Raw genomic sequence first — 25,168 nt, forward strand, 5'->3', positions numbered from 1 at the left:
TCCATTTGATCGAATCTCCAGCCAAGTATTCAGGATGACGCTCATGAATTAAAGGAATAAGTATTTTGGCAACCGAATGCGTTTCATCAAAGCCCTCAAAGGGCAACGACGAAGCAAGATATGTAAACAACGGGTGAGCATGCTTATCACGTACATCCACCTTTTGGAACATAGGGAACGCAACACCATAATTCAGGGTACAAAATGTATGCACGTTGTCATTGGAATCCGGCTCCTGATCGGCAAACTGATTACACGGAAAGCCGAGAATCACCAAACCTCTATCCTTATAGTGATCGTACAAACGCTGCAAATCCTGATATTGAAATGTAAACCCGCACTGGCTGGCCGTATTTACAATTAACACCACTTTATCTTTAAAATCACTAAGGGCGATTTGCTTGCCGTTCATTGCAACGGCTGAATAATCATAAATGCTCATTTAAGAATAACTCCTCTGTAAGTTATACACCATGCGCCCCCAGGCTGGTTAGACCAGCCGAGCCGCCTACGGCGGAACATGCAAGCATGTCCGCTAATTAAACTTAATTTGTTGCCGTCTCAAGCACTGGCAGCAAAATTTCGAATACTTGGCCATGCTGCAAAATCGTAATTCCGCGGGATTTATCCTTCATTACGACTACTTCCGACTTTTGGGACATACGCTCCAGATAATACTCAGGTACATCACCAGAATGGCTAACCGTGATTCCTTCAAGCTCGCGCTCTTCGTTTTCAGCAAACTCCGATGTTACGATTTGCTCAAAAATATCGGAAAAAGCCTCAAAATTGTCTGTATATACCGAAATGCATTTCATACTCTTCATCCTTTTCTACATATAAATGGTTAAACCCTCGTAATCTCTGCGGGGTCTTTAAGCTCTACGTTCCTTATCTTTCCTGATCCGGGACGTTTTCATACGTTTCTTGCCTTCCCTGCATACATCGAGCAACGGACATACCTGACATTGGGGGTTTTGCGCTTTGCAGTGATAGCGGCCGAAAAAAATGAGCCTGTGATGGGTCAAGGACCATTCGTCCCTAGGTACCCTTTTCATCAGCTTTTTTTCCACCTCTAGCACTGAATCGTCCCATCCCGCAAAGCCCAGTCGTTTGGAAACACGCTCTACATGCGTATCTACCGCAATGGCTGGTACATTAAAAGCGGTGGATACAACGACATTAGCCGTCTTGCGCCCAACACCGGGTAGCTTGACCAACTCATCATGGTCAGACGGTATTTCTCCCCCGTACTGGTCTATCAATAAAAGGCACAGGTTATGAATATGCTTAGCCTTGTTCCGGTACAAGCCGATTCTACGGATATCCTGCTCCAGTTCTTCAATGGGAACAGCCAAATAATCCTCGGGTGTCTTGTATTTTTGAAACAGGTCTGCCGTTACTTTATTCACCATCTGATCGGAGCATTGAGCGGACAATAACACAGCAATCGTTAATTCAAAAGCATTGTCATGGTTCAACTCACAATGGGCATCCGGAAACATCGTACCGATGGTGTCCAATATATGACGTGCGGTTGCTGCATTCACGGAATCCTACCTCCTACCAAAAAAAACGTCTTGATACGGGATAGCCCGCATCAAGACGGTCACTCTAAATAATCATCCGGAAAGAAACGAATACTATTTGTGCATGACTGCCTGCATAGGCGAGAAATACACTCCTATATTAACATTAACTGTCACAGATTGCACGTGAAAAGTGTGTAATTCCCAAGAAATTTTCATACAGTCTGATCTGTTAACGGTTCATCGGATGATCCAGGTCTACATGTCCCATTAAGGATTCCAGGGATTGACCATCTACAAGCAAATCCAGTGTTTTGACTTCCTTGAACTGGAACATCGTTTTCTTCAAAGCGTCGATAGCCAATTCCTCGCCGCCTGCACCCAGACGAGCCTCGTCAGGCAAGGAAATATCAAGCGTCAATGCTCCATTGTCCAATTTGATTTTATGCACAGAGATTTTGTCGGACCATAAAGGTATCAGTGCAGAATTCCCACTCTTTTGCAGAGCTTCAAACGCCTTTTGGAATTTTTCCAGCTCGCTTGGGTAGGTAATTTCCTTTTTCTGTTCCTTCAAGCCTGTCTCTTGTGTATCGGTGTAGTACACCGTGATCTGTTGAGTTTGGCGGTCTCCTGATTTTACCGTATCCGTCTTGGTGTTTGTAGGCTCGGTTGACGTGGATGCAGGTGTTTGACTCGCTCCGTTATTTTCAGCAGACTGAGTCGATGAATCAGGGGCCGTTTGTTCTGGTGTGCTATTTTGCGCCGCAGACGTTTTCGTTTCCTGAGATGGGGCAGCAGGAGCGGCTGTCTCCTTGGAGGCGCAGCCTGCACCTGCAATAGCAAATAGTGCCAGCAGACCTGCGATTACAATTTTCTTGTTCATATGTCCCCCTCCTTGCTTGACGTTGGCAAGCGATTTGTTGAAGATTTATTTTGCACCAAGATACTCTGTGATGCCATCTGCAATCCCTTGAGCTACCCGGTTTTGGAAATCTTCATCAAACAGTGTGGCTTCCTCTTTCGCATTACTGAGATATCCTACCTCAAGCAAAACAGCAGGCATCGTCGTTTCCCGAATGACATGGAAATTTCCATAACGAATGCCCCGATCTGTCAAACCTGTCGCTGGTGCAAAGTACTTATGCATGACGTCCGCGAACGCTTTGCTTGCACTACGCTGGTAATACGTCTCTGTACCGTTGGAAGCCGAACTGCCGCTGCTGTTAGCGTGAATGGACACGAATACGTTGGCATTGAGATTTTCAGCCACTTTAACGCGCTGTTTAAGCTCCAAAAACGTATCATCGCTGCGTGTCAACACAACCTCAAGATTAGGGTTCTGCTTCAAAATGCTTTCTACTTTCAAGGCCATAGCCAAGTTGAAGGTCTTTTCGTAATTTTTTTTCGAAATGCCCACGGCTCCGGAATCCTTCGCTCCATGACCGGCATCAATAACAACGACTTTTTTGCCATTGCTGTTAACTGGTGAGGTCTGTATATCCTCCGGCTGTGAACCATCTGGTAAGGTAGCATCAGGTGTTGTAATCACTGAATCCTTCGATGCCAGATCGACGATAACGCGATTCGAGCCGTCATTGTAAGCGGTATAGTTCATGGCATGCTTCAGATCAATAACAACGCGAACCGTTGAAGGTTCCTTTTGAAATAAAGCATAACGGATACCGGATACATCTGCTTCATTTTGAATATCCAGTGAACCATTCAGGCTGCTGTCCAGCTTTTGCTGAGCCCCAAAGTTGTCAGCAAAAGCCGTAGCCGGAAAATCCACAACTACCCGGTCAGGGGCAGTCATTGTAAATGCTTGTGGCTTCACTGCATCCGTAGTCGTAATAGTTAAGCGGTTTTGACTGAAACTGACTCCCTGTACCTGGATGACACCTGAACTGGCATTATTCGTTGGTACAGTTACACTTCCTGTACCTGTGCTGCTATTCCCGGATTTAGGAGGAGTAAATTCCCCGTTTCCCGACCCGCTACTACGGGTATATAATTTTACGGACTTGGAGCTACTGTCCCATTTTACGTCCAGTCCCATTTGCTCGCCGATAAAGCGAAGCGGTACAAGGGCATAATTGGAACGCAGCAGAGGCGAAGCATCCAGACTAATGTTGCTTCCATTGACAGTCGCCGTCTTGCTTCCGATTATCATTCGGATCGAGGTACTGTCCTTCTCAATCGTTATGGTTCGCGCCTGCTGCTTCCATGTCACGTCATAACCTAAATTTTCAGAAATTACGCGTAGCGGAACCATTGTACTTCCGCCAATCACTTGTGCCTTAGCACCGCTCGGGACACTTAACTGTTGATCATCGAGATAGATTTGTGTTCCACTCGAAGCCGCATGTCCATAACCCGGAACCGCCCACATGAAGACAAATAATAACAACAAAAAACCAAATTTCTTCATTCGTCACCCTTCCATTCATAATTTTTTTGCCACATGCTCCGGTGCGGCGACCTGATATACGCGCTTATGTAATATCAGACAACCCATTAGACGTTATTCCACACCAAAAGTTGCGAATATATTCCATCATAACAGAAATATACGTGCCAAAGAACTAGTTTTGTCGAATTTTAGCTAAAATTATAGTTCATTCGCTTTGCGGCTAAAGTCATTGCCCGATTACAAAAAAAGCTGCTTCCTCCCTAAACATAGCTAGGGACGAAAAGCAGCTTTTCTCATTTAAAAATTCTTAAAATTATAAGTTGATAGAATCACTCGTGTCGTTGACCGTCACAGTCCCCAGATATTCCTTTAGACCGCCCACAATCCCTTCCGCAATCCTTTCCTGTGTTTCTTCCGAGAACATGGCTGCTTCATCAGACAGATTGCTAAGGTAGCCACATTCCAGCAACACGGCTGGCATTTGGGCCTTTCTCGTCACGATATGATTCGCCACCTTAATCCCGTTATCCTTAAATCCGGTAGCTGCTACAAGATGCTTATGCATCGTTGTTGCCAGTCCCAGACTTTCCTGACGTGCATAGTAGGTTTCAGAACCGTTGGCTTTTCCTTTATTGGAGGCCAGCATACTGTTTCCATGGATCGAAACAAACACGCGCGCCTGCTGTTCGTTTGCTAGTTGGGGGCGTTCATCCAGCGTAGGATACGTATCTCCATCGCGGGTCATGACTACCTGAATATCAGGATCATTTTGCAAGAGCTGCTTGACCTTTAACCCTACAGCCAGTGCAAACTCCTTTTCGTGTCTTCCAGTGATACTGCCTGCTCCAGGGTCTTTGCCACCATGCCCTGGATCAATGACGACTATTTTCCGTCCGCCGCTGTTGGTTGGTGTCACAACCTGATCAACACTGCGCTCACGCAATTGGAGTGTGATTTCACCTGTGCCATTAGTTGAAAGCTCGTAATCACGTACCTGGTTTAAAGCAATTACAATGCGGACGCCGCCCTTTTGTCCATCGGCGGGAGCAAACCTAACTTCCTGCACGTCTTCTCTGTCAATATTATCCAGAACTCGTAATCCATCGCTACGAAGCGGAAACTGCTGAGAAAGCTCCGACGTAAGCACAGCTTCTGCCAGATCTACAACAATACGGTCAGGTCCTGTCATCTTGGTCACTTTGGGCGTTATATCCCTGTTCAATGAAATCTGTAATGCATCATCCTGAAAGGTAATGTTTTGCACCTGTAGGGTATTTGCTTGTAGCTGTTCTGAATCCTGCTGCTTGGATGATGCGAGTCCATCCTGTGTAAGCTTGTCTGATCCAGTCAGCTTTGTAGTCGTTGTTGTCGCCGTAGACGTTTTTTGTGTACTCGTGATCTGTGTCTGCGCTTGTGATGATTTTTGGGATTGAGACTGTTTTTCTGTCTGCTGGGCTGTCACTTTTTGACTAAGATTTACGGATTTATTTTTATTATTCCAATCTACCTTCAACCCCATTTGCTCCCCGACAAAGCGTAACGGAACCATGGTGGAGTTACCACGTAGCACAGGAGGTGCATCCAAATTGACCGTTTTTCCATTCACATCAGCCGATGTACGACCCACATACATAGACATATCCGTGCTGTTTTTTTGGATTGAGATTTTATAGGCTTGTGGTTCCCATTTAAATTGATATCCAAGCTGTTCACCAACCACTCGAAGCGGAACCATGACTTTTCCATTGACCATTTCAGGCTTGGCATCTGCGGGTGCTTCTATTCTTTTTCCATCTAAAAATAAATCTGCTCCAGCAGCATTCACATGAGAAGAGAACGGCCACAACCAAATCAAGACAGCCGCCAGTATCAACCAACCATATTTCTTCATCCTCATTCCCCTAACTTATATATGTATTTTTTGTGCTACTGCATAGGGATAGTCCTTTAGCCATTTTACATTACCATACCATGCTGAATCGAACCGTCAACCCCTTATTTACCAATTTATCTTATGAACATGACAAAAGCCCGCAGGCAAAAGAATTGCCAGTACGGGCTTTTTGTCCAACAAACCAGTTCACTTTATCGCTACAAACTCATATCGAGTTGGAATTATGCGCCTTGCTTGGCAGCACGCTTCTGTTCATAAGCCAGAATTTCAGCCTCATGCTGGAGCGTCAAGCCAATGTCATCCAAACCTTGCAACAAAAATTGACGGCGATGCTCATCCAGATCAAAATCAATATGCAGACCATAATCGTCGCTAATTGTTTTTTCATTCAGGTCTACGTTCAATTGGTAGTTATCATGCTTCGCTGTGCGTTGAAACAGCTCCTCTACTTGCTCCTCAGACAGCTTGATGGGCAAAATACCATTTTTAAAACAGTTATTATAGAAGATATCCGCATAAGACGGTGCGATTACGCAGTGAAATCCATAGTCCATGATCGCCCACGGCGCATGCTCACGGGAGGAGCCGCAGCCAAAGTTGGCGCGAGAAATCAGCACAGATGCCCCTGCATAGCGAGGCTTGTTCGGTTCAAATTCAGGATTGATATTTCCCTCTTCATCAAAACGCCACTCGTAAAACAGAAACTGTCCAAAACCTGTGCGCTCGATTCTTTTTAAAAACTGCTTGGGGATAATAGCATCTGTATCTACGTTCACCCGATCCACAGGCGCTACGATTCCTTTTAATGTTGTGAATGCTTCCATCGTAAATTCCTCCTCTGTATTCTAGTGGACTACTGCTTCCCGCTTGAATTTCCAGTCCCGTACATCGACAAAATGCCCATGAATCGCCGCAGCGGCTGCCATTGCCGGAGATACGAGGTGAGTCCGTCCTCCACGCCCCTGACGTCCTTCAAAGTTACGGTTGGAGGTCGACGCACAGCGCTGTCCCGGTTGAAGCACGTCTGGATTCATCGCAAGACACATGCTGCATCCTGCTTCACGCCACTCAAAGCCTGCTTCCTTGAAAATGACGTCCAGTCCTTCTTCCTCGGCCTGAATTTTCACACGGCCTGAGCCTGGTACGACGATTGCTGTTACCCTGTCGGATACCTGGTAGCCCTTGGCAACCTCAGCCGCAGCACGCAGGTCTTCAATCCGTCCATTTGTGCATGAACCGATAAACACATAATCAATAGCAATATCTGTGATCGGTGTGCCTGGCTTCAAATCCATATATTCAAGCGCTTTTTCAGCAGCTTTACGTTCGTTTTCTGTCGGCAATTCTGCCGGAATCGGTACGGTAGCGGAAATATCTGTACCCATGCCTGGGCTAGTCCCCCAGGTTACTTGTGGAATAAGAGAATCCACATCAAACTCCAGCACAACGTCAAACTCAGCACCCTCATCTGTTACAAGCTCTTTCCACTCGGCAACCGCCTGCTCGAAAGCAGCTCCCTCCGCTACATGCTCACGTCCACGCAAGTAGTTAAAGGTTGTTTCGTCCGGTGCAATCATACCGGCTCTGGCTCCGCCTTCAATGGACATGTTGCACACGGTCATGCGCTCTTCCATGCTCAATTCGCGGATGGATTCACCTGTATACTCGATAACATAACCGGTAGCGAAATCCGTGCCGTATTTGGCGATGACACCCAAAATCATATCCTTTGCTGTCACACCCGGCTTGCGGCGACCCACAAAGCAAACTTCCATTGTTTTTGCTTTTGTTTGCTGGAGACATTGCGTTGCCATTACATGCTCTACTTCGCTGGTTCCGATACCAAAAGCGAGCGCTCCGAACGCGCCATGAGTGGAGGTGTGGCTGTCACCGCAAACAATGGTTTTACCCGGATGAGTCAGACCAAGCTCCGGCCCCATAACGTGAACGACACCTTGATCAATCGTATCCAAATCATACAGTGTGACACCGAAATCACGACAATTTTGAGTCAATGTATCAATCTGCTGTTTGGAAATCGGGTCCTTAATATTGTAACGATCCTTCGTTGGCACGTTATGGTCCATTGTCGCAAACGTAAGCTCTGGACGACGCACCTTGCGTCCGCTCAGACGAAGCCCCTCAAACGCCTGCGGCGAGGTTACCTCATGTACCAAGTGAAGGTCAATATACAAAATACTCGGCTTTCCCTCTTCTTGATAGATGACATGGTTATCCCAAATTTTCTCGAACATGGTCTTTTTGCTCATCAACATTCACCCCTATGTTTTTCGAACCTAGTGTAGAGAAGGCTGTACGGCTTTCTCTTGGATGTCAACAATATACCACGGCATGCTTGATTGATCCAAGATATGATATCTATAGAAGTGATAGGTTAAGGCTATAAGGTGGAATAAGGCCACAAGATTACTCCTCATCATATGAAACTAGGTATTTAGTTCTAGGATAAATATCTCATAAGTATTTCCCAGCGGACAGCTTCACTTTACTTCTGCTTGTGTTTTAAGGTGACAACGCTACGTACAAATTACAATAGAAACATATGTTCCGTTCAATAAATTTGCAGATAGAAAAATATTCCTAGGTCTGATAGACTACTTATAAAATGAGCATTTGCAAATTCATGAAATACCAGAAAGAGGAGATTATTATGAAGCGCCTTCTTGTCCTATTATTCATTTGTGTGGTCTATTTTGGAACGATTCCAACAATACATGCGAACTCGTCGAATTATCGTATTTTTTTGGATGGAAAGATTGTGACGCTCCAATCTGCCCCTCGCATGGAAAGTAATACCCTGATGATTCCAGCTGTTCCGCTGTTAAAAAAATTAGGCTACACAGCTGCGGTAGATCCCGATATTTCTGATCGAGTAACAATAACAAATTCAAATAACACGATTACCTTTGTCGTAGGTGATAAAAATATGTATATCAACGGAAAAGAAATTCGTATGCCTGTTAGGTCTAAATCATACAATGGAGTAACTTACCTTCCTCTGCGCGCCATTTCTCAGGCGATTGGGAGACCGTTTGGCAGTAACGCAACAGAACAGTACGCATGGATTGGAGTTGCACCAAATAAAAACCAAAACACCCCTCCAGAATTGCAAGGGAAAGATTTTAGAAATGCTGTATGGGGTATGACAGTTCAGCAAATTAAAAGGTCTGAAACACTGCCCCTCATTAATGCTGTCACTGAATTGGATGATTATGGTATGAGTAATATGTACTATACTTATTTGGACTACAAAGGTGAATACAACGGGTACAAAGCAGTTTACACTTATATCCTATCCGGGAATAATAAAAACAGCACTAAACTGATTGACGGACAGATTTTATTTCCTGAAAAATTTAGTAACATGCAAAACTATATAGATCGTTTCTTTAAAATTAGTTCTAAAATGCAATTGGCATACGGTAAGCCAGTTGAAAAGGAGCGACCACGAGGAAGAGATCAGAGTAAATGGGCCGAAGACCTGTCTTTAGGTAATCTCTCTTTAACCGATTACTACAATGTCGGTCGAAATTCTTATTATATCCGATTGTACAAAAGTATGAATTCTGAATATCCTCAATTGGATATTTTGGTGTCTCAAAGATAATATTAAATTTTTTTCTGAGAATCAGCACGACAGTGTAATTGATTTTATCAAGTACTTCGAAGATCGCTATAGAACTGTCTAGACAAAAAGCTCTGCCGACCCATTAAGGTTAGCAGAGCTTTTTTTGTTCCTATCCGTTTGGTATCCTCCAATGGTATCGTGAAGCTGAATACTATGGTGCTGGTTAGAAGCATGATTAGGTCCATTCACGATAAACAGAAAGCTAGCTGCGACGATCAGAAGAACCCATTTTCTCAACATTGTTTATCCAGATCTTATCAATAATATTTACGTACAGGATTTGAATTTAACATGAATAAAACGGTAGTTACTACCAATAACAAAATAATCTTTCTCTTTTTCCTTCACTCACTAAACTTTCGTGCTTCACATGAGCCTTAACGTCTGCAAACTTTTTAAATTGTTCAAATAATGCTATACACCTAATAAAAAAAGACACCTAATAAAAAAAGTTTCTTTATTAATGGCTAATGATTTAGATAAAACGTCTAGCAAGTATTCGAAGCCTTGTGAGTATCTTCCCTTATTCAAGTAATATTTGGCCAGTTCAAATTCAAAACGCGTTGATTGTTCTGGTACTACTTGTTTAGTTTACATGTCAGGAGATAGCTGTCCCTGTTGCACAAAAGAGTCAATAACCGTTTCAAAACGTTTAAGTATATCACTCACATCTAACTGATATCGGTTAGCCGCAAGCATTACGTTCAACAGCTTAGTAACCACTTCTTTATCGGCTTTATTGGTTGATGCAGCAATATATTCAACATAATCCGTAAGCACACTTGTATTTCCAGACAACAGCTTATATACGTAAGTATTACCTTCTGCCCAATGTTGAAACAAGCCGATCCTGTGTCGGGTATCCTCGTCCGTCTCTATGACCCAATCTAAATTAGCGTAGGCGTATGTATACTTTAGAGCTTGTTGGTAATCGCCTCGGGCTTCACAGACACTTGCACACAACAGGTTAGCATAAGCAACGTAACCAAATAATGGACTCTTTGTTTTCTTTTCATGTGTTCTATCCTTGCGTTTCTCATTATGAATAAGCGAATATTGGATTTCCGCTTTCTCCTTCATTTTTCTCGCTGTTTCATCAACCTTGTCCCATAGACGCAAAGACCTGTACACGTTCGCCAAATCCTTCAATGCGTCAAGCTGGTCTATTTCATCTAGGCGCTCAACAAAAGCTTCAAATATCGTAGCTGCCTTGAGATTTCGGTTCTGATCGTCTCCAACCTGAATTGTGAATATACGATATTGACAGATTGCCAAGCGTTCAGAATGTTGATATTTTTCCACTTCTGCTACATTCTCATAGAGCAGCAACGCAACAGCATGTCGTCCCTGTACAAATAGCGCTTCCGCAATGTCATATAGTCTGGGCGAATACAACGGATTGTCCATAATATATCCAACCATTCGACGGATCGCATCCAACTTGTCCAACTCTGCACAACGATACAACAATGGCTCGATCCGCCTAAAATTCGGGGGAAGGTCGATGATGTAATTTTCTATGTATCGTTCGTAAAAATAGCCCTCCGGTAAGCCCATAGCCAATGTGACTCGGTCAAGCTGTTGTACAGAAACAGGACGATGTTGAGTAATCCAGTTACTAAGTGTTCTTTGATGAACACCTGAATATTCCGCAAATTGAGCCAATGTCATGTTATTTTGTTTTAGATACTCTTCAAACTCCGCTAAAATCGTAGGTGTATGCTTCAATTCATAACCATCTTCACATAAAAATTCTATAATCTTTATATTATTGCATTCTATTGTTATCCAAAATTAACCATATGTCAATATACTATGCAACCAATACTGCGTAGTAAAAAAATCGCTTGACTTGGAGTTAACTCCAAATGTAATAATACCGGATGTAAGTAGGTGGAGGGTAATCAGAGTAAACTGCATTTGAATGAAACAATATCCAGAAAAGCGAGGAACAAACCAATGGAATATGTGAAACTTGGAAATACCGGCTTGGATGTATCCCGGCTTTGTCTTGGCTGTATGGGCTTTGGTGTTGCAGAGCGGTGGATTCATCCATGGATACTTGATGAAGAGCACAGTCGTCCAATTATAAAAAAGGCCCTGGAGCTTGGTATCAATTTTTTTGATACTGCGAATGTATATTCAGACGGAACAAGCGAGGAAATTGTTGGGCGTGCTTTAAAGGATTATGCGAATCGAGATGAAATTGTCCTCGCGACGAAGGTTCATTTCCGTATGCATCAAGGTCCAAACGGTGCGGGACTTTCCCGAAAGGCAATCATGAGTGAAATAGATAAAAGCCTTAAGAGACTGGGAACCGATTATGTGGATCTGTACCAAATTCACCGCTGGGATTATAATACTCCCATCGAAGAGACGATGGAAGCATTACATGATGTTGTGAAGGCCGGGAAGGCAAGATATATTGGTGCTTCTGCCATGTACGCATGGCAATTTCTGAAGGCGTTACATGTAGCTGAGAAAAATGGATGGACCCGGTTTGTATCGATGCAGAATCATTTAAACCTCTTATATCGTGAAGAGGAGCGGGAGATGCTGCCGCTTTGTAAGGAAGAAAAAATCGGTGTGGTCCCATACAGCCCTCTTGCAGGAGGAAGATTGACGCGTGATGCGCAGGAAACAACACATCGTTCCGAAACCGATCAAGTTGCGAAATCTAAATATGATGCGACTGCACATACTGATCGATTGATCGTGGATCAGGTTGCGGCAATCGCAGAACAACGTGGAGTTCCCCGTGTCCAAATCGCACTTGCCTGGTTGCTGCAGAAAGAACCTGTAACAGCTCCCATTATCGGTGCTACGAAAACGACTCATCTCGAAGATGCGGCAGCTGCGCTCTCGATTACGTTAACACCTGAAGAAATTGCGTTGCTGGAGGAACCGTATGTTCCTCATCCGGTAATTGGAGCCCAGTAAATTTTGATGCGATTACAGTTTTGATATAAGAAACGACAAGAACGCCCTGTCCATTTATATGGGGCGTTCTTTTGCGGAAATTGGGAGGTGAAATCTGCATGCTGATCGCAGAAGTAAGTAAAAAATTTGATTTGTCACAGGATACACTCCGCTATTATGAACGCATCGGACTTATTCCACGTGTGAACCGCAATAAAAGCGGAATCAGGGATTATACGGAAGAAGACTGCAGGTGGGTTGAATACATCAAATGTATGCGAGCCGTAGGTCTTCCAGTTGAAATTTTGATTGAGTATGTTGGGTTGTTTCAACAGGGTGATGAAACCATGGATGCTAGAAAAGAACTGCTAATCGAGCAACGTAAGCAGCTTATAACAAGAATGGAAGACATGAAGGACGTGTTGGAACGCATGGATTATAAAATTGCAAGATATGAACAGACAATAGTTGAAAAAGAAAAAAAACTAAATAGACCACAAGATTAGTTTTGTGAATGACAATGGTAAATTATTGCACAATTCAGCTCTGTATGTAGTAGTAATATTGGCGTCTGGTTCAGTAAAGAAACTTGTACCTATAGTAAGGATTAGGATCATCGAGTTGGGTAATTACTTATACAAAGGAGTGGAAAAATCAATGATTAGTAAAGTCGGTCAAATTATGTTGTATGTAAATAACCAAAATGAGTCATTGGATTTTTGGACAGAAACAGTAGGATTTAATGTAATTTCTGAAGAAAATAATGGCCAAGAAATGAGATGGATTGAAATTGCTCCTGCAAAGGGTGCAGAAACAAGTATCGTTCTCCATAATAAGGAGTTCGTCGCTAAAATGTCGCCTGAACTAAATCTCGGTACACCCTCTTTAATGTTTTTTTCGGAAAATCTCGATAAATTACATGGCGATTTATCCAATAAAAATGTCAAAGTTGGAGAAATTGTAAATATGCCCTTCGGAAGGGTATTTAACTTTGCTGATAATGAAGAAAATTACTTTGCTGTAATGGAAAAAAGTGAATTACGATAAAAATATGATATGGATCAATATTCCATTTTTGTAAAAAAGTAAAAATCCTCTGAAAAAGCCCTCCGTTTAAGAGGGCTTTTTCATATATGCTGGCCACTAAACTAAAGTCATTCGGTTGACCTCCCTAACCGCCAATCACGTCCCCCAACCCAATCTATGTAAAATTATGGCTCAGTGTAATGAATTTCACATCTTTCCTGGTCAACCTGTTCTACCATAGAAGGGTGATACGCCGTGCTGGGCAGACCACCTTGGGCGGGACGGGTGCGTTCTGCTGCAAATCAGCTACACAGGCTGTCCGGCATGTGCGGCAAGCACGCTTTTATTTTGATTCGAAGCGGAGTGTCCAGATGTTGAATACCGAATGGGAATATCGTGAGCGCATCAGGAAGCTGGCCGTATGCATTGTCAAGCATTACCGGGGAAAAGGACCGGACAACGTCAAGGTTTCACTGGATTCGCCACTCCGGATTACGGTAGAAATTCGAGGAACATTATCCAACCTGTCCGAAATTCTCGTTCATGAAGGGGCCGAGGACAAGGTCAGGGAATATTGGAACGTCCTTCGACCTTATCTGGAAAAGGAGTTTATGAGCGAAGCGGAAAATACACTCGGCAGTCCGTTTACTTACACCTGGGAGGTCTGTCCCTCCGTCCATGGAGACGGACACATTATCATTACTCTCGAACTACAACACATACACCGGTTGGATTAGCGGGAAGGAGCTTGTCTCCTCGCCCGCCGATAAGCCAGTACAGGGTGCAGCGTAAAGCGGCATTTTTGTATTGGCTTTTTTTCATGTTACGAGCTTCATCTATTTCATAATAAAAGAGGTGCTGCACACATGACAGACAAGGTATTGACCGTATGTCCTTACTGCGGAAGCGGTTGTCAGCTTCATTTGCTGGTGGACAAGGGACAGGTAATTGGCGCGGAGCCGGCAGATGGTCGTACAAATGAAGGGACACTTTGTTTGAAAGGACATTATGGATGGGATTTTCTGAATGACCCGCAAATTCTGACCTCACGCTTGCGCAAGCCCCTGATTCGCAAAAATGGAGTCATGGAGGAAGTGGAGTGGGAAGAAGCCATTCAATATACTGCTGAACGCCTTTTAGCCATCAAGGAAAAATACGGACCCGATTCCATAATGGGAACAGGTTCCGCACGTGGTCCGGGGAACGAAGCCAACTATGTCATGCAAAAGTTCATGCGGGCGGTCATCGGTACGAACAATATTGACCATTGCGCTCGCGTATGCCACGGCCCTTCTGTGGCAGGCCTGACATACTCTCTTGGAGACGGGGCCATGTCCAATTCCATTCCTGAAATTGAACATTCCGATCTTGTTTTCGTATTCGGCTATAATGCACCCGAAACGCATCCCATCGTCGCACGGCGCATTGTAGCTGCCAAGCAAAAAGGTGCCAAAATCATCGTATGTGATCCGCGCATGACCGAAACCGCCCGTATTTCGGATTTGTGGTTGCCGCTAAAGGGCGGTTCGAATATGGCTTTGGTAAACGCTTTTGGCCATGTACTTGTGCATGAAGAACTGTATGACAAACGGTACATCGAAGCGCATACAGAGGGCTTTGCAGAATACGTAGACAGCATTAAAAAATATACGCCCGAATACGCGGAAGGCATTACGGGAGTCAAGGCAGCCGATATTCGGGCGGCGATGAGGGAATATGCAAAGGCCCCTACCGCTACAATTCTGTACGGGATGGGCGTATGCCAGTTTTCGCAGGCCGTTGATGTGGTCAAGGGTCTTGCCTCGCTTGCTCTACTGACCGGAAATCTGGGCAAGCCAAATGTGGGCATTGGACCTGTACGGGGACAAAACAATGTACAGGGCTCCTGCGACATGGGCGCGTTGCCGAATGTGTATCCTGGCTACCAGGATGTAACAGACACCGCAGTTCGCAAAAAGTTTGAAAAAGCATGGGGTGTCGAGCTGCCGCGTAAAAAAGGATATTCTCTTACGGAGGTACCGCACCTCATCCTGAAGGAGAACAAGCTGAAAGCTTATTATATTTTCGGCGAGGACCCTGTGCAAAGTGATCCGAACGCCGCGGAATTACGTGAAGCGCTGGATAAAATGGAATTTATCGTCGTACAGGATATTTTCATGAACAAAACGGCGCTGCACGCCGATGTCATCCTCCCTTCTACCTCCTGGGGTGAGCATGATGGTGTGTATTCCTCGGCAGACCGCGGCTTTCAGCGTATTCGCAAAGCGGTCGAGCCGCAAGGTGACGTAAAGCCGGACTGGGCCATTATTAGCGAAGTTGCTACCGCCATGGGCTACCCTATGTCCTATGCAAACACAGAGGAAATTTGGGATGAAATGCGAAGCCTCTGCCCGTTATTCGCTGGTGCAAGCTACCAAAAAATGGAGGTGCAAGGTGGAGTACAGTGGCCCTGCCCTACAGAGGATCATCCAGGCACACCGTATTTGTACAAAGGAAATCAATTTTCCACGCCTAGTGGCAAAGGCCGATTATTCGCCTGCGAATGGCGTCCGCCGCAAGAACAGCCGGATGCAAAATACCCGCTTGTCTTGTCCACAGTCCGTGAAGTGGGGCATTATTCCGTACGCACCATGACTGGCAATTGCCGTGCTTTACGCCAGTTGTCTGATGAGCCTGGCTTTATTCAGATTAGCCCGGAAGACGGAGCAGATCTGAACATTCTGGATGGCGAAATAGTCGCCATATCCTCCCGCCGTGGACGCATCATGGCACGCGCACAAATCAGTGACCGTGTACAACAGGGTGCGACCTACATGACCTACCACTGGTGGGTTGGAGCATGTAACGAGCTGACCGCCGATTTTCTAGATCCGGTATCCAAAACCCCGGAATTAAAATACTGCGCCATTCGGCTGGAACGGATCGCCGACCAAGCACAGGCCGAGCGTGATGTGCATGAATCGTACCAACGAATTCGCAGACAGATGAACGTCCAGGAAGCTGTTTTGGCGGATAAGGTGACGAGATGAGCGGCGCACGAAATACGCTGAACCGTCCGAGGAGTAGAATGGGAGCAGCCGATAGAACAAGCGCTGTCGCTTCTTCCTTTGTGGTCGCAGATGCCGGGCACTGTATCGGCTGCAAAGCCTGCGAGCTGGCGTGCTTCGCTGTTCACAGTCAGGCTAACGGCATAGGCGCTTCGGTCGGAACCGTCAGCGTGCCTGTCGTACCTAAGGTGTATGTTGTACGCGCCGGGGATACGTATGTGCCTGTGCAATGCCGGCATTGTGAGAATGCACCCTGCGCACATGCCTGCCCGGTTCAGGCCATTCGACAGGAGAACGGTGTGGTCATGATTGACGAGGAGCTGTGCATCGGCTGTACCTCTTGTGTTTTGGCCTGTCCCTTCGGTGCCATTGAAGTATCTACCGTCTACCGGGAAGGACGTGCCATGACACAGCCCGGCTTGACCGACCGTGCCGCTCACAAGCCTCTCCCCCGGACTGCCGCAGGCAAATGCGACCTGTGCGCAGACACAAACGGAGGACAGCCTGCCTGTGTAGAAGCCTGTCCAAACGATGTACTACGGCTGGCTATAGTCGAGTCCGATCTGCTTCCCGAGCATCGGCGGGAAGTCTTCTTCCCTCGCCTGTAAGGCCAAAATCAGCCGCAGAAAGGTAGAAAAAAGATGTCCATAACAACTAACAATGCCTCTTCGGCTCCTTGTAGGGAGACGACGGATTACACCAATCCCATTATTCATATTGACCCCAGTATGTGTACCGGGTGCAGACGCTGTGCAGGGGTTTGTCCGGTAGATGCCATAGAAGGCCAGCCTGGAGAGCCGCAAACCGTGAATGCAGACCGCTGCGTGATCTGTGGCCAATGTGTACAAATATGCAGCGTATACGCATCCGATTGGTCTGATTCATCCCCATGGGAAGCCGACAGCAGACGACAGGAGCGTCTGCGTGAGCGCGATATGCCTGCTGACATCGGTGAGCCCCTATTCGCTGCCTACTATAGCGGTAGCCTGAAAAAGGTAACCGACATGATGGCGAAACCGGGACAGTTCCGGATCGTCCAATGTGCTCCAGCCATTCGCGTATCAATCGCAGAGGAATTTGGTATGCCATTTGGCACGCTCACACCAGGTAAAATGGCTGCGGCTCTGCGTCGCCTTGGCTTTGATAGGGTATATGACACCAACTTTGGAGCTGATGTCACCATTATGGAGGAAGGCACCGAACTGATTCGTCGTGTAACCGAGGGTGGGCCGCTACCGATGTTTACCTCCTGCTGTCCGGCTTGGGTTCGGTTCGCCGAGATTGAATATCCCGATCTGTTGGACCATTTGTCCAGCTGTAAATCCCCTATGCAAATGTTAGGCTCGCTGGTCAAAACCTATGGTGCCCAACTGGACGAGGTGGAACCTGCGAGCATTTATAGCGTCGCGATCATGCCTTGTACCTGCAAGCAATTCGAATGTGATCGCCCTGAAATGGAATCCGACGGTTACCGTGACGTGGACGAGGTACTGACAACGCGTGAACTGGCATACTGGATCAAGGAGAGCGGCATTGATTTTATGAATCTGCCAGATGAAGAATTTGATTCACCGCTAGGACGTTATTCAGGAGCAGGGTCCATTTTTGGTGTGACCGGAGGCGTTATGGAAGCGGCCATCCGTACAGGCTACGAGCTGCTGACGAACGAAAAGCTGCCGAAGCTCCAACTGGATTTTGTACGCGGTGAGGAAGGCGTTCGTGTCGCGGAGGTTCAGGTGGGCGAGCTGCAGCTTAAGGTAGCGGTCGTCGCGGGGCTGCAACATGCCTATGGACTGCTGGATCGTGTGCAGGCAGGGGAATGTGATTATCATTTTATTGAGGTAATGGGCTGTCCTGCCGGATGTATTAGTGGAGGTGGTCAACCCAAGCTCATGCTGGAAAAACACCGGATTGAAGCTTACCGGGCACGCAAATCCTCTATTTATGGACATGATGCGGGGCTTCAGGTGCGAAAATCGCATGAAAACCCTCATATTATTAAGCTCTACGATGAATTTTTAGGTGAGCCGCTTGGTCATGTATCGCATCATTTGCTGCACACAACCTTCCAAAAGCGTGGACCAGGCAAGCAAAGTCGTAGCTGTAATGTTCTTTCTAAAGAGGGTACAAATAACTCCATTCAGTAGCGCGTTAAGCCAAAAGGTTGAACCATGCGACATCCCCCCTCTCCATGCTTAAAAAGAAGCTGCTGAGTCTTGCTCATGTTCATCCTGTGCCCATCATATTCTGCACCAACGAATAATGCATTTTAAAACTTTTTATACTGTATCCATTGTATTTTGTTGTTAGTTAGAAAGGAGTCGAATTGTATGAACCGTTTTGTTTTAGCTGATCCCGATCAGTGTATCGGTTGTCGTACCTGTGAAATTGCATGTGTCATCGCACATTCAGCGGGTAATCCTTTTATTTCGCCAGATGACGAGTTTCATTTTCATCCGCGTCTAAAGGTCATCAAATCCTTTGGAGTCACTGCCCCTGTCCAATGCCGTCACTGTGAGGATGCCCCCTGCGCCAACGCTTGTCCGAACGGCTCCATTACGAACGCGGACGGCTCCATTCTCATTAACAGCGAGAGCTGCATCGGCTGTAAAACCTGTATGATTGCCTGTCCATACGGCGCCATCACCATGGTACCCGAATATCGGGACGGGCGGGCTGTAGTTCAGCATGGACTATATACCAATGTATCAGGACGTTTGCAACCCAAAGAACGAATGATTGCCAGCAAATGTGATCTGTGTGAAGGCGTAGAGGGTGGTCCCGCCTGCATTGGAAAATGCCCAACACGTGCCCTCAAGCTGGTTGAGCCGGATCTGGTTCAGGCTCGTGTTGAGGAAAAACGAGCTGCGAGCGCACGTCAGTTACTGCATATGACACGCATTCCGGCAACGGGTCTATGACATGACCGAAGCCTTTCCTCTGCAAAAGGATACGCGAACCGAGCAGGATGCGCTAGGGGAAATGGAGATTCCCGCCAATGCCTGTTACGGCATTCATACGGCACGTGCGATGAACAACTTTGCGGTCAGCGGCAGACCTGTAAACCGGAAGCTGATTCACGCTTTCGTCCTTGTGAAGAAGACAGCCGCTCAGGTGAACTGTGAGCAAAATCGGCTCCCTCCCCACCGGGCGGCTGCAATTATAGACGCCTGCGATGAATTGCTCGCCGGGCGGTATCTGGATATGTTCACAGTCGATGCCTTGCAAGGCGGTGCAGGCACAAGCACCAATATGAACGTCAACGAGGTCATTGCTAATTTAGCGATTATGCGGCTTGGTGGAAAACCCGGACAGTATGAGCTAGTACATCCGCTAGATGATGTGAACTGCTGTCAGTCCACGAACGATGTATATCCGACAGCATTACGAATTGCAGCCATTCGGTTGCTTCGTCCTTTATGTGACGCGATGGCTTCGTTACAAGAGTCTTTACAGCACAAAGAAACGGAATATTCGGATCTGCTCAAGCTAGGTCGCACACAGCTAATGGATGCCCTGCCCATGATGGCGGGGCAAGGCTTTGGTGCTTACGCAAAGGCCGTGGCACGTGACCGCTGGCGTCTCTACAAAGCCGAGGAACGGCTGCGGGAAATCCCTATTGGCGGTACGGCGATCGGCACAGGCATGAATGCGCCTCGTGCTTACAGCTATCGGATGGTTGAGAAGCTGGCGGACGAGACTGGCTTTGGGCTATGCCGAAGTGACCACCCGATGGACCCGATTCAGAATATGGATGTCTTTGTGGAGGTATCCGGTCTGCTCAAAGCCGCCGCTGTAAACCTTTTCAAAATATCGGGCGATTTTCGCCTACTGGCCTCCGGTCCTCTCGGCGGTATTGGTGAGTTCACTCCACCTCCAGTTCAGGCGGGATCATCCATTATGCCAGGCAAGGTTAACCCGGTGATGGCTGAACTGGCCGGACTAACGGCGTTGCGCGTGATAGCCGAAGATGCAGCGATTACGATGGCGGCTGCCTCCGGGCAGCTGGAGCTGAATGCGTTCCTGCCGCTGATTGCCGAATCGCTGCTGGAATCGCTACATATTCTGGACGGCGCAGTTCGGCTGTTCGATGAACGATGTGTACGCGGTCTGATCGTATGCGAGGACCGCTGTTCAGCTAATCTACGTAACTCCGCTGTGATGGCTTCTGCGCTGGTCACGGAGCTTGGCTACGATAAAGCTGCCTCCATTGCTTCAGTAGCCATTGCCCAGGGCCGCACACCGGAGGATATAACCGAAGAACGCGGTCTGCTGACACGCTCGCGCATTGAGCATTTGTGTCATCCCTATACAGTTACCAAGCCCGGTATTCCGGGGCAGGAAGAAGGAACTCACGATGGGAATGAATGATACTCCCCGCAGCAACCGACCGCACATCACCCTGCTCGGTCGCCGCAATGCTGGCAAATCCAGCATTCTGAACACCCTGACCGGCCAGCCCGCTGCCGTGGTATCTCCCGTAGGAGGAACAACCACGGACCCGGTCTTCAAGCCGATGGAGCTGCTCCCTGTTGGCCCCATTGTTCTGGTGGATACCGCCGGACTGGACGATGAGGGTGAGATTGGAGCACTGCGCCGCAACAAAACGCTGGAAATATTAAATAGCACGGATCTGGCATTGCTGATCATCGACGCTACTGTTGGGATCAGCGCATTTGAGCTCGGCTTACTCGAAAGGCTGCGCGCCAAGAAAATTCCCGTCATTGGTGTATTAAACAAAATGGATATGCTTGCAGAGACAGAGAAAATAACCTCAACCCTGAAGAATGAACTGGATTTATCCCTGATTCCTTTCAGTGCCTCTAAGCTGTGGGGAGACGCGGAACTAAAAAAGGCCATCGTGGATGCCATTCCGCAAAATGAGGATCGTTTCCGTATCGTCGGTGACCTGCTGTCGCCCGGCGATTTTGTCGTGCTAGTCGTACCAATCGACAAAGCTGCGCCAAAGGGCCGACTGATTCTTCCACAGCAGCAGACGATCCGCGATACGTTAGAGAGCGATGCCATCGCAGTAGTGACCAAAGAGCATGAGCTACGGCTGACGTTGGAGCGCCTGGGACGCAAGCCCCGCTTGGTCATTACCGATTCACAGGCTTTTATGAAGGTAGCCGCAGATACGCCCAAGGATGTGCCCCTGACCTCCTTTTCCATCCTGTTCGCCCGTCATAAAGGTGACCTTGACGAACTCGTACGAGGTGCAAGAGCCATTGACCGTCTCAAGGATGGCGACCGCGTACTCATTGCAGAAGCCTGCACGCATCAATGTCAGTCTGACGATATCGGTCGTGTGAAAATCCCCCGTTGGCTCCGTCAAACGATAGGCAAACGTCTCATCATCGAGCACGCATCCGGTTCCAGCTTTCCTGATGATCTAAGCGAATATGCGCTGGTTATTCACTGCGGGGCCTGCATGCTCAATCGACGTACCATGCTTCACCGAATGGCAGAAACGGAAGCCGCCGGTGTACCCATAGTGAACTATGGAATTTTCATCGCCTATGTTCAGGGAGTCTTCCCCCGTGCCATCGAATGCTTTCCATCCGCTATGCTGGCATGGGAGCAAGCCGTTGGAGCTGGCAGCCATTCCTGAATGAAATGAATCATCGAAGCAACAAATTCGCCCCATGCATGTAAAAGCAGCCGCGTTGACACTCACGCGACTGCTTTTTATTTACCCAATTCCAAAGAGAAGATCGATATTCTAAAAATACAAATCCCGCTCGCCCGCTTCCAAGCGTTCCAGCTTGCCCAGTGTCAAACGACGTGCAGATTCGCGCGGGATACGCTCCAAATTATCACGCAGGGCGGCAGCCCCCAGCTCACGTGCCTCTTCATCCCCATAGTCCAGCAGATATTCTTGAAAGGTCAGCAGCGAATTGGGCTGGCATACATTATGAATCTGTCCTGATTTGGCAAGCTCCATAAACCGATCCCCCGTACGTCCTTCACGGTAGCAAGCTGTACAGTAGCTGGGCATGTAGCCGCCACGGCACAGACTTTTGATGATTTCCATCGGCGAGCGATGATCCCCAACCTCGAACTGTGGCTTATCATTCGTCTCTTGTCTCGCATATGCCCCTACTCCGGTAGCAGAACCTGCACTGATTTGCGATACACCCAAACCAATGACACGGTCCCTGAATTCCGACTCCTCACGCGTAGACAGGATCATCCCCGCATAAGGTACAGCCAGCCGAAGAACCGCTACAATTTTCATAAAATCCTCGTCGCTCACCAAATACGGATAGCGCTCCGGGTCCACATTTTCAGCTGGACGAAGCCGGGGAACAGAAACGGTGTGAGGACCGCAGCCAAACACTTCCTCCAGATGCTCAGCATGCTTAAGCATGGCTATCGTCTCATAACGGAAATCGTATAAACCATACAACACACCGATACCCACATCGTCTATCCCTGCTCGCATAGCGCGGTCCATGGCAGTCGTGTGCCAGTCATAATTTCGTTTTGGCCCTTGAAGATGATATTTGCGGTAGCTTTCACGATGATACGTTTCCTGGAACAAAATATACGTACCGATCCCAACCTCCACCAGCTTCCGATAATCCTCCTCCGTCGTTGCAGCAATATTGACATTAACCCGCCGGATACTTCCATTGTCTACCTTTACATCGTAAATTTGACGTAAACAATCGACGATATAATCAATAGAACAATGGAGCGGGTCTTCCCCCGCTTCCAACGCAAGTCGCTTATGCCCCATTTGCTGAAGCACTCTGACCTCCTCGACCAGTTCCTCCGGTGTCAAACGGCTGCGAGTAAAGCTGTCATTGGTATGCTTATAGCCGCAGTATTCGCAGTTATTGACACAGTGATTGCTCACATATAGGGGGGCAAACAGCACAATCCGATTGCCGTAAATCTGCTCTTTCACCGCCCGTGAGGATCTAAACATTTCCTCCAGCAGTTCAGGATCATCCACATGCAAAAGAGCCGCCGCTTCAGTCGCACTCAACCCCCGGCAAGCTCTTCCCTTCTCCAAAATGTCTAAAATACGGTTGCGGTCCGTTGCTTCCTGCTTTCCCTGCTCCACCGCTGCCATAATCTCTGCCTCATTGATGAAATCCGCCGATACTTTCTCCCGTACTTCACTCACGTAGATCCATCTCCCTTATTATGGTGATGATTTCGCAAAATCCTATGGTTACCTACTATTTTTTAGTTCAGCCCCATCATTGACTTAGGAGCTGTCGCTGCACCCTCAAACTATCGCCACGCCCCATATCGACTTCAAACCCCGCTCCACGGATGCGCAGCTCCAGGCAATGTCGACATTGGGCAGATTCATCACCCAAGCATATTTTATTTTCATAAATAGCATACTTCGGCCTCACCCCGAGTGGTGATAAATTAGGCATAACTACATTCGCTCCCGCCTGTAGCGCCTTCTCCCGACCTTGGGGATGAATCGTTCCCATCGCTGTCGATGCTGGAATAAGCGCATCTGGAACGACTAACCGGGACAACGAAACAATATCCAGCGCCTTTTCCATGCTTCCCTGACTGGCATCCCGGAGCGGCGTGTTGCTATGCGGTAAAAACGGGCCAATCCCGATCATATCAGGCGATAGACTGTGTAGATAGACCAAATCGTCTGCCAAATCGCTGTTCGTTTGTCCTGGTAAACCAACCATACATCCAGCCCCGATCTGAAATCCGATTCGCTGCAAGGCCAGCAGACGACTCCTCCTGCTTTCTATCGTCATCGTCGGATGTAGCTTAGCGTACAAACGTGGTGAAGCCGTCTCATGCCGCAGCAAAAAGCGGTCCGCCCCCGCCTCGTATAATAGCGCATAGGTTTCATCATCCCGCTCACCAATGGACAGTGTAACGGCCACATCGGTAAAACGCCTTTTGATCTCCCGAATCAGTTTCGCCAGCCGGGCTGCTGTGAACCAGTAATCTTCGCCACTTTGCAGGACAAAGGTCCGATATCCCAGCTCATACCCCTCCGCGCAACAGGCCAAAATTTCTTCCGGTCGTAAACGGTAGCGATCCGCCTGTTTATTCGAGGCCCGTAGCCCGCAATACATGCAGTCCTGACGACATATGCTGGAGAACTCAATTAATCCACGTAAAAAAACACCTTTACCGTAACGCTCCATTTTGATGCGAGCTGCCAATTTTCGTAACTGCGCCCGCACCGTTGGCTCTTCCTCCAGACGTGCCAACAGCTCCATCATTTCCGTATGCGTCCATTCCTTGCCGTCAGCCAGACGCAGTAATAATTCGTCCGTGACTCATCCCTTCTTCCCTCGTCCATCTGGACTCCACGTCGTCAGCAGCTTGTACCGTACATGTATTATTCTAGCAACATCAGAGGGAATAGAACGTGACTAGCTTCACAAAAAATCCCATTTTCTGAATATAAACTCCAACTTCTGCCGCAAAAAATACATATTTACCGCAACAAAAAAAGCTATTTCTTCTTTAATGGAAGAAACAGCTTCTGATCAAGCTTATTATTGAATTAAATCAACCGCCTGCTGTGGTACAAAATAATCTACGCCGTTATAAACGACAACACCGTTCATTGCTGAATTTTTACCATTCAGAATGACGATATTTTTGTATACCATGACCACCTGTATTTCAGCCAATATTTGCGCGTTTGCTAATGATCGGTCCGACTGCATAGTTCATGCTGCCTTCTTT

The 25,168-nt window shown here is 47.1% G+C and carries 22 protein-coding genes and 1 pseudogene; 11 read left to right on the plus strand and 12 right to left on the minus strand.

Features of this window, described 5'->3' with window-relative positions; translation table 11 throughout:
* The 8 genes from C1I60_RS20560 to leuC form a co-directional block, all read right to left on the minus strand.
* A partial coding sequence (locus C1I60_RS20560) for a glutathione peroxidase (RefSeq protein ID WP_252361809.1) occupies nucleotides 1-442 on the minus strand: 442 nt, incomplete at its 3' end.
* A gap of 103 nt (nucleotides 443-545) precedes the next feature.
* Nucleotides 546-818 carry an NAD/NADP transhydrogenase alpha subunit gene (locus C1I60_RS20565; RefSeq protein WP_137063382.1) on the minus strand — a complete coding sequence of 91 codons (273 nt, stop codon included), beginning with the start codon at nucleotides 816-818 and terminating at the stop codon, nucleotides 546-548.
* A gap of 57 nt (nucleotides 819-875) precedes the next feature.
* Nucleotides 876-1,550, minus strand: coding sequence for an endonuclease III (gene nth, locus C1I60_RS20570; protein ID WP_137063383.1), 675 nt, complete (start codon nucleotides 1,548-1,550; stop codon nucleotides 876-878).
* A 211-nt stretch (nucleotides 1,551-1,761) separates the two neighbouring features.
* The gene (locus tag C1I60_RS20575; protein ID WP_137063384.1) at nucleotides 1,762-2,412 is read right to left on the minus strand and encodes a GerMN domain-containing protein; all 651 of its coding nucleotides are present in this window, start codon (nucleotides 2,410-2,412) and stop codon (nucleotides 1,762-1,764) included.
* 45 nt (nucleotides 2,413-2,457) lie between these two features.
* The gene (locus tag C1I60_RS20580; RefSeq protein ID WP_137063385.1) at nucleotides 2,458-3,957 is read right to left on the minus strand and encodes an N-acetylmuramoyl-L-alanine amidase family protein; all 1,500 of its coding nucleotides are present in this window, start codon (nucleotides 3,955-3,957) and stop codon (nucleotides 2,458-2,460) included.
* A 295-nt stretch (nucleotides 3,958-4,252) separates the two neighbouring features.
* On the minus strand, nucleotides 4,253-5,830 hold the full coding sequence (locus tag C1I60_RS20585; RefSeq protein WP_137063386.1) for an N-acetylmuramoyl-L-alanine amidase family protein: 1,578 nt from the start codon (nucleotides 5,828-5,830) through the stop codon (nucleotides 4,253-4,255).
* A 224-nt stretch (nucleotides 5,831-6,054) separates the two neighbouring features.
* Nucleotides 6,055-6,657, minus strand: a complete 603-nt coding sequence (leuD, locus tag C1I60_RS20590) for a 3-isopropylmalate dehydratase small subunit (RefSeq protein WP_137063387.1) — start codon at nucleotides 6,655-6,657, stop codon at nucleotides 6,055-6,057.
* A 21-nt stretch (nucleotides 6,658-6,678) separates the two neighbouring features.
* On the minus strand, nucleotides 6,679-8,103 hold the full coding sequence (gene leuC, locus C1I60_RS20595; RefSeq protein WP_137063388.1) for a 3-isopropylmalate dehydratase large subunit: 1,425 nt from the start codon (nucleotides 8,101-8,103) through the stop codon (nucleotides 6,679-6,681).
* Nucleotides 8,104-8,477: 374 nt separating this feature from the next.
* Between leuC and C1I60_RS20600 the strand changes: the two genes are divergently transcribed.
* On the plus strand, nucleotides 8,478-9,461 hold the full coding sequence (locus C1I60_RS20600) for a copper amine oxidase N-terminal domain-containing protein (RefSeq protein ID WP_212734495.1): 984 nt from the start codon (nucleotides 8,478-8,480) through the stop codon (nucleotides 9,459-9,461).
* 447 nt (nucleotides 9,462-9,908) lie between these two features.
* Here the strand turns inward: C1I60_RS20600 and C1I60_RS20610 are convergent.
* Nucleotides 9,909-11,210: pseudogene (locus C1I60_RS20610) on the minus strand (helix-turn-helix domain-containing protein); the annotation flags it as partial.
* A gap of 231 nt (nucleotides 11,211-11,441) precedes the next feature.
* Here C1I60_RS20610 and C1I60_RS20615 point away from each other — a divergent pair.
* The 10 genes from C1I60_RS20615 to hydF all read left to right on the plus strand — a co-directional run bounded on the left by C1I60_RS20615 (nucleotide 11,442) and on the right by hydF (nucleotide 22,085).
* Nucleotides 11,442-12,422, plus strand: coding sequence for an aldo/keto reductase (locus C1I60_RS20615; protein ID WP_137063391.1), 981 nt, complete (start codon nucleotides 11,442-11,444; stop codon nucleotides 12,420-12,422).
* A gap of 98 nt (nucleotides 12,423-12,520) precedes the next feature.
* Nucleotides 12,521-12,907, plus strand: coding sequence for a MerR family transcriptional regulator (locus C1I60_RS20620; RefSeq protein WP_137063392.1), 387 nt, complete (start codon nucleotides 12,521-12,523; stop codon nucleotides 12,905-12,907).
* Nucleotides 12,908-13,058: 151 nt separating this feature from the next.
* The gene (locus tag C1I60_RS20625) at nucleotides 13,059-13,448 is read left to right on the plus strand and encodes a VOC family protein (RefSeq protein WP_137063393.1); all 390 of its coding nucleotides are present in this window, start codon (nucleotides 13,059-13,061) and stop codon (nucleotides 13,446-13,448) included.
* Nucleotides 13,449-13,672: 224 nt separating this feature from the next.
* Nucleotides 13,673-14,164 carry a DUF2294 domain-containing protein gene (locus tag C1I60_RS20630; protein WP_252361810.1) on the plus strand — a complete coding sequence of 164 codons (492 nt, stop codon included), beginning with the start codon at nucleotides 13,673-13,675 and terminating at the stop codon, nucleotides 14,162-14,164.
* Between the two features lie 129 nt (nucleotides 14,165-14,293).
* Nucleotides 14,294-16,456, plus strand: a complete 2,163-nt coding sequence (gene fdhF, locus C1I60_RS20635) for a formate dehydrogenase subunit alpha (RefSeq protein ID WP_137063394.1) — start codon at nucleotides 14,294-14,296, stop codon at nucleotides 16,454-16,456.
* The gene (locus C1I60_RS20640) at nucleotides 16,453-17,082 is read left to right on the plus strand and encodes a 4Fe-4S dicluster domain-containing protein (protein WP_137063395.1); all 630 of its coding nucleotides are present in this window, start codon (nucleotides 16,453-16,455) and stop codon (nucleotides 17,080-17,082) included. Before fdhF ends, C1I60_RS20640 begins: the two co-directional genes overlap by 4 nt.
* A 33-nt stretch (nucleotides 17,083-17,115) precedes the next feature.
* Nucleotides 17,116-18,621 carry a [FeFe] hydrogenase, group A gene (locus C1I60_RS20645; RefSeq protein WP_137063396.1) on the plus strand — a complete coding sequence of 502 codons (1,506 nt, stop codon included), beginning with the start codon at nucleotides 17,116-17,118 and terminating at the stop codon, nucleotides 18,619-18,621.
* 183 nt (nucleotides 18,622-18,804) lie between these two features.
* The gene (locus C1I60_RS20650; protein ID WP_137063397.1) at nucleotides 18,805-19,395 is read left to right on the plus strand and encodes a 4Fe-4S dicluster domain-containing protein; all 591 of its coding nucleotides are present in this window, start codon (nucleotides 18,805-18,807) and stop codon (nucleotides 19,393-19,395) included.
* 1 nt (nucleotide 19,396) lies between these two features.
* Complete coding sequence (locus tag C1I60_RS20655) at nucleotides 19,397-20,845, plus strand: aspartate ammonia-lyase (RefSeq protein WP_137063398.1); 1,449 nt, start codon at nucleotides 19,397-19,399, stop codon at nucleotides 20,843-20,845.
* Nucleotides 20,832-22,085, plus strand: a complete 1,254-nt coding sequence (hydF, locus tag C1I60_RS20660; protein WP_137063399.1) for a [FeFe] hydrogenase H-cluster maturation GTPase HydF — start codon at nucleotides 20,832-20,834, stop codon at nucleotides 22,083-22,085. Before C1I60_RS20655 ends, hydF begins: the two co-directional genes overlap by 14 nt.
* Before the next feature lie 111 nt (nucleotides 22,086-22,196).
* On the opposite strand, the gene hydG is transcribed toward hydF, so the two are convergent.
* The 3 genes from hydG to C1I60_RS20675 all read right to left on the minus strand — a co-directional run bounded on the left by hydG (nucleotide 22,197) and on the right by C1I60_RS20675 (nucleotide 25,149).
* Nucleotides 22,197-23,609, minus strand: a complete 1,413-nt coding sequence (hydG, locus tag C1I60_RS20665) for a [FeFe] hydrogenase H-cluster radical SAM maturase HydG (protein WP_137063400.1) — start codon at nucleotides 23,607-23,609, stop codon at nucleotides 22,197-22,199.
* Between the two features lie 76 nt (nucleotides 23,610-23,685).
* Nucleotides 23,686-24,729, minus strand: a complete 1,044-nt coding sequence (gene hydE / locus C1I60_RS20670; protein ID WP_289306541.1) for a [FeFe] hydrogenase H-cluster radical SAM maturase HydE — start codon at nucleotides 24,727-24,729, stop codon at nucleotides 23,686-23,688.
* Between the two features lie 246 nt (nucleotides 24,730-24,975).
* Nucleotides 24,976-25,149, minus strand: a complete 174-nt coding sequence (locus tag C1I60_RS20675; protein ID WP_252361811.1) for a hypothetical protein — start codon at nucleotides 25,147-25,149, stop codon at nucleotides 24,976-24,978.
* Nucleotides 25,150-25,168: the final 19 nt, after the last annotated feature.

The organism is Paenibacillus terrae (assembly GCF_005217525.1).
GTDB classification, from domain to species: Bacteria; Bacillota; Bacilli; order Paenibacillales; family Paenibacillaceae; genus Paenibacillus; species Paenibacillus terrae_C.